At 63.4% G+C, this 8,679-nt stretch carries 6 protein-coding genes, 1 pseudogene and 1 riboswitch; of the genes and pseudogenes, 5 read left to right on the forward strand and 2 right to left on the reverse strand.

Annotation, left to right across the window (positions count from 1 at the left end; all coding sequences use genetic code 11):
• Window positions 1–394, reverse strand: a 394-nt coding sequence (locus E5W87_RS15545) for a DUF3011 domain-containing protein (RefSeq protein WP_292398855.1), incomplete at its 3' end; no start/stop codon positions are given.
• 103 nt (window positions 395–497) lie between these two features.
• On the opposite strand from E5W87_RS15545, the gene E5W87_RS15550 reads away from it, so the two are divergent.
• The 4 genes from E5W87_RS15550 (at window position 498) to gcvP (ending at window position 6,053) form a co-directional block, all read left to right on the forward strand.
• On the forward strand, window positions 498–1,328 hold the full coding sequence (locus E5W87_RS15550; RefSeq protein WP_292398859.1) for a transporter substrate-binding domain-containing protein: 831 nt from the start codon (window positions 498–500) through the stop codon (window positions 1,326–1,328).
• Between the two features lie 149 nt (window positions 1,329–1,477).
• A riboswitch (glycine riboswitch) is annotated at window positions 1,478–1,564 on the forward strand.
• Window positions 1,565–1,712: 148 nt separating this feature from the next.
• Complete coding sequence (gene gcvT / locus E5W87_RS15555; protein WP_292398862.1) at window positions 1,713–2,849, forward strand: glycine cleavage system aminomethyltransferase GcvT; 1,137 nt, start codon at window positions 1,713–1,715, stop codon at window positions 2,847–2,849.
• A gap of 8 nt (window positions 2,850–2,857) precedes the next feature.
• Window positions 2,858–3,226: a glycine cleavage system protein GcvH gene (gene gcvH, locus E5W87_RS15560; protein WP_292398867.1), complete on the forward strand. Its 369-nt coding sequence runs from the start codon at window positions 2,858–2,860 to the stop codon at window positions 3,224–3,226.
• Between the two features lie 16 nt (window positions 3,227–3,242).
• The gene (gene gcvP / locus E5W87_RS15565; RefSeq protein ID WP_292398870.1) at window positions 3,243–6,053 is read left to right on the forward strand and encodes an aminomethyl-transferring glycine dehydrogenase; all 2,811 of its coding nucleotides are present in this window, start codon (window positions 3,243–3,245) and stop codon (window positions 6,051–6,053) included.
• 71 nt (window positions 6,054–6,124) lie between these two features.
• Here the strand turns inward: gcvP and E5W87_RS15570 are convergent, their stop codons facing one another.
• Window positions 6,125–7,294 carry a GGDEF domain-containing protein gene (locus E5W87_RS15570; protein WP_292398873.1) on the reverse strand — a complete coding sequence of 390 codons (1,170 nt, stop codon included), beginning with the start codon at window positions 7,292–7,294 and terminating at the stop codon, window positions 6,125–6,127.
• Between the two features lie 295 nt (window positions 7,295–7,589).
• Here E5W87_RS15570 and E5W87_RS15575 point away from each other — a divergent pair.
• A pseudogene (locus E5W87_RS15575) lies at window positions 7,590–8,679 on the forward strand (ATP-binding protein); the annotation flags it as partial.

Raw genomic sequence — 8,679 nt, forward strand, 5'->3', positions numbered from 1 at the left:
CGGAATGGCGGCGATGCGAGTTGTTGTTGTCGAGAATGGCGCCAACCACGCCGCCGACGATAACAGCCGCGGCCAAGTCGCCGGCAGAAGGGTTGCGGCCCGAGCCGGCGACCAGGAATTCCGCCGAGCAGCCATCATCGACCCAGATGCCGCCTCGGTCATAATCCCAGCTTCTGCCTTGGACGCAGCGCGACTTCGAAAGCTGCGAGGTCAATTGCACGCCGCGCCGCGTGTCGACACCGCAGTAGGAATAACGGTGGTTCACACTGGAGCAGACCACGCGTCTGGCGCCTGCCGCCTGCGCGGTGTCGGGCATCAGCGAGAGCTTCGCCGGATTGCCCAGGGTGCAGGCCAGGAACACCATCGAGCCGCTGATCGCCATCCGTGCCGACATTGCAATTCTCCAACCCGATCCGCTATCGATATCCCGGCCCGCTATCGACAGAATGGCATCCTCGTGTAAATCTGACAACCGGGCGGTTGCAGCGGGATCTATCATGCACTCAAAAATGATCGCCACGATTGCATTTGCCCTTTCCGCCTGGCTGGCGTTGGCGGCGCCATCCGCCTGGGCGGACGACAGTCTCAAGCGCATCATCGATCAGAAGACGCTGACGGTCGGTGTGGCGCTCAATCCGCCATGGATCCTCAAGAAAGCCGACGGCAAATTCGCAGGCTACGACGTCGACCTGACCAGCGCGCTTGCGTCCGACCTTGGCGTCGACCTGAAGCTGGTCGAAGTGCCTTGGAACGATCTCAAGGCGCGGCTGCTCAAGGGCGATTTCGACATGATTGCAGCGGGCTACGCCAGCACGCCGGAACGTGCGCGCGAAGTGGTGTTCTCCGACCAGACGGGCGCTGCCGATATCCGCATGGTGGCGACGATCGCCAGCCTTGGGAAAAAGCCGGGAAAGGCGGTGGCCGCGCCGGGATACAAGATCGCCGTGCTGTCCAATTCCACGGATGAGGCCGCCGCTAAGGAAGCATTCCCGAAGGCGACAATCCTCTCCTTCGACAATACATCAGATGTTTTCGCCGCGGTCATCGGCGGTGACGCACAGGCGATGGTCGCCACATCGCCAACACCGCAGATGGCCGCCAGGCTCTATGATGCGAAGTTGACAATGGTTGGTGGCCCGCTGTTGCGGACGCCGGAGGCGTTTGCGATGCGGCCGGACGATATCCGCCTGATCCAATACGTCAACAACTGGATTGACGCGCGTACCGCAGATGGCACCATCACCGGTGTGCGCCGCTACTGGTTCGGCAGTTTCAAATGGATGTCGCGGTTCGACACCAGCGCCAAGCCGGAGCCTGCCAAGCAATAGTCTTGCGAGCAACCTTGCAGATCGGCGGCCCGAGCGCCGGATGGATTTCTGGCGTGGTTAGCGAAGACTTGTCGGTAAGGTGTCGCTGGCAGGTGACAAGGTGTCGTCCACAGGCTATGGATGACGAGTCGAGGGCTCAAATTGAGTCCTACCTGTTTGCGGGAGAGAGCAGCGAGAGCTGCCGCCGAAGGGGAAATCGCCCGAAATCTCTCAGGCAAAAGAACCGTAGACGGGAAAGACACTCTGGAAAGTCGGGGCTTGCCCCCGCGCCGAAGGTGTAAGCGCTGCCGACAGAGTTACGGGGCGCGAGTCTCTCAGGCTTCAGACAGAGGGGCACGGACTGGCCGCCATTCGCGGCCGATTGCGTGCGACTCTGGAGATGACATGACGGGCGACGACACCAAACACCTTCCCCTTGAAGACCTTCACGTGGCCGCAGGTGCACGCTTTGGCGCGTTCGCCGGCTGGTCAATGCCGCTGACCTATCCGGCCGGCGTGATGAAGGAGCACCTTCATACCCGCGAGCATGCCGGCCTGTTCGACATCTCGCACATGAAGCTGTTCGAGATCAGTGGCCCGGGCGCTGAGGCACTGCTCAATCGTGCCTGCCCGTTCGATGCCGGCGCACTTGAGATTTCCCAGTCTAAATACACGTTCTTCCTCAACGAAGCCGCCGGCATCATCGACGATCTGATTGTTACCAGGCTCGGCCAGCAACGCTTCATGGTCGTCGCCAATGCCGGCAATGCCGAAGCCGACGAAAAGCACCTGCGCGCACTTGCCCTGGATTCTGACACAAAGGGGGATTTTGAGGCACAGGGCGACTTTGACGCCAAGGTGGACGCACTCGACCGCGTCTTCCTGGCCATTCAAGGCCCCGAAGCCTGGGCCGCCCTGTCCCGCGCCGGCATCGAGACCGGATCGCTGCTGTTCATGCATGGCTTTGAACCCCGCGAGAACTGGTTCATGAGCCGGTCGGGCTATACCGGCGAAGATGGTTTCGAGATCGGCCTGCCGGAAGCGGACGCGCGAGATCTCGTCGCCAAACTGCTCGAGGACGAGCGCATGATGTGGGTTGGGCTAGCCGCCCGCGACAGCCTGCGGCTCGAAGCAGGGCTTTGCCTGCACGGGCTGGACATCACGCCGGAGATCGACCCGGCCAGCGCCGGGCTGATGTGGGCTATCCCGAAAGAGGTTCGCGCCTCTGGCACTTTCATCGGTGCCGATGCATTGCGTTCAATCCTGGAGCGCGGCCCGACGCAGAAACGCGTCGGCCTGAAGCCGGAAGGCCGCCAGCCGGTGCGCGCCGGTGCTGCCCTTTTCGACGCCGACGGCAGTCCCGCCGGCCACGTCACCTCCGGCGGCTTCGGCCCTTCGGCCGGCCATCCGGTCGCCATGGGCTACGTCCTGACAGCGCTGGCCAAACCAGGCACGAAACTCTTCGCCGACGTTCGCGGGACGAAAATCCCGATCGATATCAATCCCCTGCCCTTCACGCCGCATCGCTATCGCAAAGGATGAACCTTCTCATGGCAAAAACCTATTTCACCGAAGATCACGAATGGCTCCGCGTCGAAGGCGGCATCGCCACCGTTGGCATCACCAACTACGCACAGGAGCAGCTCGGCGATCTCGTCTTTGTCGAATTGCCGGAGCTTGGGAAAAAGCTGGCCAAGGGCGATACCGCCGTCGTGGTCGAATCCGTCAAGGCGGCATCGGACGTCTATGCACCGGTCGACGGCGAGATCACCGAGGCAAACACCTCGCTCTCGTCAGATCCGTCCCTGGTAAATTCCGCGGCGACCAGCGACGGCTGGCTGTGGAAGATGAAGCTGGCCGATGAAAGCCAGCTCGAAGGCCTCCTGGATGAGGCCGCCTACAAAGCCCATATTGGTTGATAGCAGGATCAAAAAGATGACTGCAGCACCCTACCCCTTCTCGGCCCGCCATATCGGCCCCGGCCTCAATGATGTCAGAGCCATGCTGGCGACGATCGGCGTTCCCTCAGTCGAGACCCTGATCAGCCAGGCTGTGCCGAAATCGATCCGGCTCGACCGGCCGCTGGCCTTGCCCGCACCGGCGAGCGAAGCGGAGGCGCTGGCCGAGCTTTCAGCGACAATGGCAAAAAACACGGTGCTGAAGAGCTTTATCGGCGCCGGCTACCACGGCGTGCACGTGCCGCCGGTCATCCAGCGCAATCTGTTCGAGAACCCGGCCTGGTATACGGCCTACACGCCTTACCAGGCCGAGATCAGCCAGGGCCGGCTCGAAATGCTGTTCAACTTCCAGACCCTGGTCACTGAGCTGACCGGCCTGCCGGTTGCGTCGGCCTCGCTGCTCGACGAAGCGACGGCGGTGGCCGAGGCGGTCGGCATTGCGTTGCGCCATCACCGCGACAAGCGGACCAAGGTGGCGCTGGCCGGCACGCCGCATCCGCAGACGCTCGACGTCGTGCGCACCCGCGCCGAGCCACTCGGCATTGAGGTCGACGGCGAGACGATCGACGACAACACCGCCGCTCTGCTGGTCTCCTGGCCTGATACGTTCGGCGTCTATGGCGACCATAAGGCTGCAATCGAAAAAGCCCGTGCCACCGGCGCGCTCGTCGTCTTCATTGCCGATCCGCTCGGGCTGACGCTGACCGACGCGCCGGCCAGGCTTGGCGCCGACATCGCTGTCGGCCCGATGCAGCGCTTCGGCGTGCCGATGGGCTTTGGCGGACCGCACGCCGCCTATTGCGCCGTCTCCGACAGGCTGACGCGCCTGATGCCTGGCCGCCTCGTCGGCCAGTCGACCGACAGCAAAGGCCGCGCCGGCTATCGTCTCGCCTTGCAGACGCGCGAACAGCATATCCGCCGCGACAAGGCGACCTCCAACATCTGCACGGCGCAGGCGCTGCTCGCCAACATGGCGACGGCCTATGCGATCTGGCATGGCCCTGCCGGCCTGCAGGCGATTGCCGGCCGAATCCATGCATTGGCCAACCGCTTGGCAGCCGGCCTTAGGGCATCAGGCGTTTCAGTCGTTGGCGCAAGCCGCTTCGACACGGTGACGGTGGAAGTGAAAGGCAGAGCCGGCGCGATCGCCGCCGATGCTGAAAAGACCGGCCGACTGCTGCGTGTCATCGACGCCGACCACATCGGCATCAGCTTCGATGAGACCTCGACCGACGCCGATCTGGACGCGATCGCGGCGCTGTTTGGCGCCAAGGCGGGCGCCGCTGCCAGCAGCACCATGCCCGGACAGCCGCGCGGCAAGGAGTTTCTCACGCAGCCCGTCTTCCACGACAACCGTTCGGAAACCGAGATGATGCGCTTCCTGCGCCGGCTGGCCGACAAGGATCTGGCGCTTGACCGCGCCATGATCCCGCTCGGCTCCTGCACCATGAAGCTCAACGCCGCCGCCGAGATGATGCCGGTAAGCTGGCCTGATATCGCCAACCTGCATCCCTTCGCTCCGGCAAGCCATTCGGCCGGCTACCGCGCGATGATCGACGAGCTGGAAGGCTGGCTGGCGGAGATCACCGGCTTCGACGCAGTGACCCTGCAGCCCAATGCGGGCAGCCAGGGCGAATATGCCGGGCTGCTCGCTATTCGCGGCTACCACCGCTCACGCGGCGAAGGCCACCGCACGGTCTGCCTGATCCCGTCATCCGCGCATGGCACCAATCCGGCGAGTGCGGCGATGGCCGGCATGAGCGTCGTCGTCGTGCGCTGCACCGAAGACGGCAACATCGACGCCGACGATCTGAAGGCCAAGGCGGCCGAGCATGCGCAAAACCTCGCGGCGCTGATGTTCACCTATCCCTCGACGCATGGCGTCTTCGAGGAAGGCGCGCGTGACCTCTGCGCCCTTATCCATGAGCATGGCGGCCAGGTCTATTTCGACGGCGCCAATCTCAACGCGCTGGTCGGCCTCGCCCGGCCGGGCGACATCGGCGCCGATGTCTGCCACATGAACCTGCACAAGACCTTCTGCATCCCGCATGGCGGTGGCGGCCCCGGCGTCGGCCCGATCGGCGTCAAGGCGCATCTGAAGCCGTATCTGCCCGGTCACGTCACCGAAGGCTCGGGCCATGCCGTATCGGCCGCACCGTTCGGCAGCGCGTCGATCCTGCCGATCACCTGGATGTATATCCGCATGATGGGCGCTTCCGGCCTGAAGCAGGCGACCGAGACGGCGATCATTTCCGCCAACTACGTGGCGACACGGCTCGAAGCGCATTTCCCGGTGCTCTACAAAGGCAGGCATGGACGCGTCGCGCATGAATGCATCCTCGACACCCGCGTGCTCAAGGACAGTGCCGGCATCAGCGTCGATGACGTCGCCAAGCGGTTGATCGATTATGGTTTCCATGCCCCGACCATGTCGTTTCCGGTGGCCGGCACGCTGATGGTCGAGCCGACCGAGTCCGAACCCAAGAGCGAGCTCGATCGCTTCTGCGATGCGATGATCGCGATATCGGGCGAGGCAGCCAAGGTGGCGAAAGGCGAATGGCCCCTGGCCGACAATCCGCTGGTCAATGCGCCGCATACCGCCGCCGAGGCGCTGGCCGGCCAGTGGACACATCCCTATTCGCGCCTGGAGGCGGCCTATCCGGCCGGCGATGCCGATACATCAGCCAAATACTGGCCGCCGGTGTCGCGCATCGACAATGTCGCCGGCGACCGCAATCTCGTCTGCTCCTGCCCGCCGCTGTCGGAATATCTGGGGGCGGCGGAGTAGACCATGATCCCAAAAAATGGAATTCGGTTTTCGGACAAGATCATGGTCTAACAAGAAGATAGAAGCCTCAATCAGGCAGAACGCAAGGCCGGCGCGTCGGCCTTGCCCGCCTTGTTCTGGGCGACGACGCGATTCCGCCCGGCGCGCTTTGCCGCGTAGAGTGCGGCGTCGGCTTCGGCCAGCACATCGTCGAGACTGGTGCCGCCGGTCCCACCGAAGCCGATGCCGCCACTGACCGTGCTGCGCAACGGACCAAGCTGGGTGGCAACGACTTCCGTGCCGAAAGCGACGCTGATCTTACTCGCAATGTCGTAGGCCTTCTCTTCCGTCATCCGCGACATGACCAGCACGAATTCCTCGCCGCCCAGCCGGAAGGCGTCGACGCCGGTCCTGGCGTATTTTCTGATGACAGCGGCGAAGCGGCGCAGAACCTGATCGCCGACCGGATGACCGAATACGTCGTTCGTCCTCTTGAAATGGTCGAGGTCGAACATGGCGACGGACATGAACGGACCGAAAACCCGCTCACCGTAGAGTGTCGTCAACGCCCGCCGGTTCATCAGCCCGGTCAATGGGTCGGTCATGGTCTCGGCCTTCAATTCGATCTGTGCCTGCAAATGGTGCAGGGATAGCGTCAAAGCGCCAAGGCCGGTCATGCAGGCGACCGACACCACGGAATTCACCCGTTCGGCCCAATTGTCGGGCGCAACGCCGAGCACCCATTGGCCCTTGACCAGCAGGACCGCGCCGCAAAGTCCGAAGGACAGCGCACAGACGCCGCTCAGGGACGAAACGACCAGCAATATCCGGCGATCATGACCACCCTTGATCCAGAACATCGCCCCGATAAGCGAGAGCAGTGCCGTTCCCGTCGCGTAGGTGACGATGAAGCCGACACCGTCAAACCCGAGATAAGTCGCGCCTGCGCAAACCGCCATCGCAGCCAGGGTCGGCAGAACCGCGAGCCTGTAGCCGCGCATGCCGAGATATTGCATGGCCGACAGGCAGATGATCAGGAAGCCCAGGCTGAGAAGCGCAAGCACAATCTGGCACAGCCACGGGCCGGGATCCCTGGCATAGTGCCAGAACAAGACCACATGTGCGACGAGCACGAGAATGCCGCAAGCCACCGTCAGGACGAAGCGGGCCTGCGGCGCGGCGAACCAGATCGCAAACATGGTGATGCTGAGGCACGTGCCCGACAGCGCCGCCGCGAGCAGGAGCGAACTGTAATCCAACATACGTAAGCGACAGCCTCTTGAGGGTTCCGCTGCATTCTAGGTCAGCGGCAGTCCGCGGATACCGTTTTTCAGCCAACCTTCCGTCCAACCTTCGGAAAAGGTTTACAAAGCGTCGATGCCCTCGACGCATTTCCGCCGCTTGGTTGTCGAATGGTTTTGCGGTAAGAGGCTCAATCCTCGAACGTAACAGGAACCTCCGTCGCCTGCCCGCAAAAAGCGTGGCAGTATCGGGTGGTGATTCGCAGCATCGGAATCCAGGACCAGCATGGACGACAATAACGATCTTTTCGGCACTATGGACAAGCAGCCGCAACCGGTTCGCGCCACCGCGCGTCCGGCCGACCCGCTGGTGCAGGCGGCGAAGCGCCCGGCATCCCGCGACGGCAGCGAGAGCTACAGTGCCGCCGACATCGAGGTTCTGGAAGGGCTAGAGCCGGTGCGGCGGCGGCCCGGAATGTATATTGGCGGCACCGACGACAAGGCGATGCACCATCTGTTCGCCGAGGTCATCGACAATTCGATGGACGAGGCGGTCGCCGGCCATGCGACCTTCATCGATGTTGAGCTTTCCGCCGACGGATATCTGGCGGTCACCGACAATGGCCGCGGCATTCCGGTCGATCCGCATCCGAAATTCAAGAAGCCGGCGCTCGAAGTCATCATGACAACGCTGCATTCCGGTGGCAAGTTCGACTCGAAGGTCTACGAGACCTCGGGCGGCCTGCACGGCGTCGGCGTCTCCGTCGTCAACGCGCTGTCGGACCATCTCGAGGTCGAGGTCGCGCGCGGGCGCCAGCTCTATCGCCAGCGTTTTTCGCGCGGCGTTCCGGTGACCGGCCTGGAGCAGCTCGGAGAGGTGCATAACCGCCGCGGCACCAAGATCCGCTTCCATCCCGACGAGCAGATCTTCGGCAAGGGTGCGGCGTTCGAGCCGGCGCGGCTCTATCGCATGACGCGCTCGAAGGCCTATCTGTTCGGCGGCGTCGAGATCCGCTGGACCTGCGACCCCTCGCTGATCAAGGAGAAGGACACGACGCCGGCGAAGGCCGAGTTCCATTTTCCCGGTGGCCTCAAGGACTATCTAAAAGCCTCGCTCGGCGACGAATTCCAGGTCACCCGCGAAATCTTCGCCGGCAAAAGCGACAGGCAGGGCGGCCACGGTTCGCTCGAATGGGCGGTGACCTGGTTCGGCGGCGACGGGTTCCTCAATTCCTACTGCAACACCATTCCGACCGGCGAAGGCGGCACGCACGAGGCCGGCTTCCGCAACGTGTTGACGCGCGGCCTGCGCGCCTATGCCGATCTGGTTGGCAACAAGCGTGCTTCGATCGTCACCTCGGAAGACGTCATGATCTCGGCGGCGGGCATGCTGTCGGTGTTCATCC

This window comes from Mesorhizobium sp. (genome assembly GCF_004962925.1).
Lineage (GTDB): Bacteria > Pseudomonadota > Alphaproteobacteria > Rhizobiales > Rhizobiaceae > Mesorhizobium.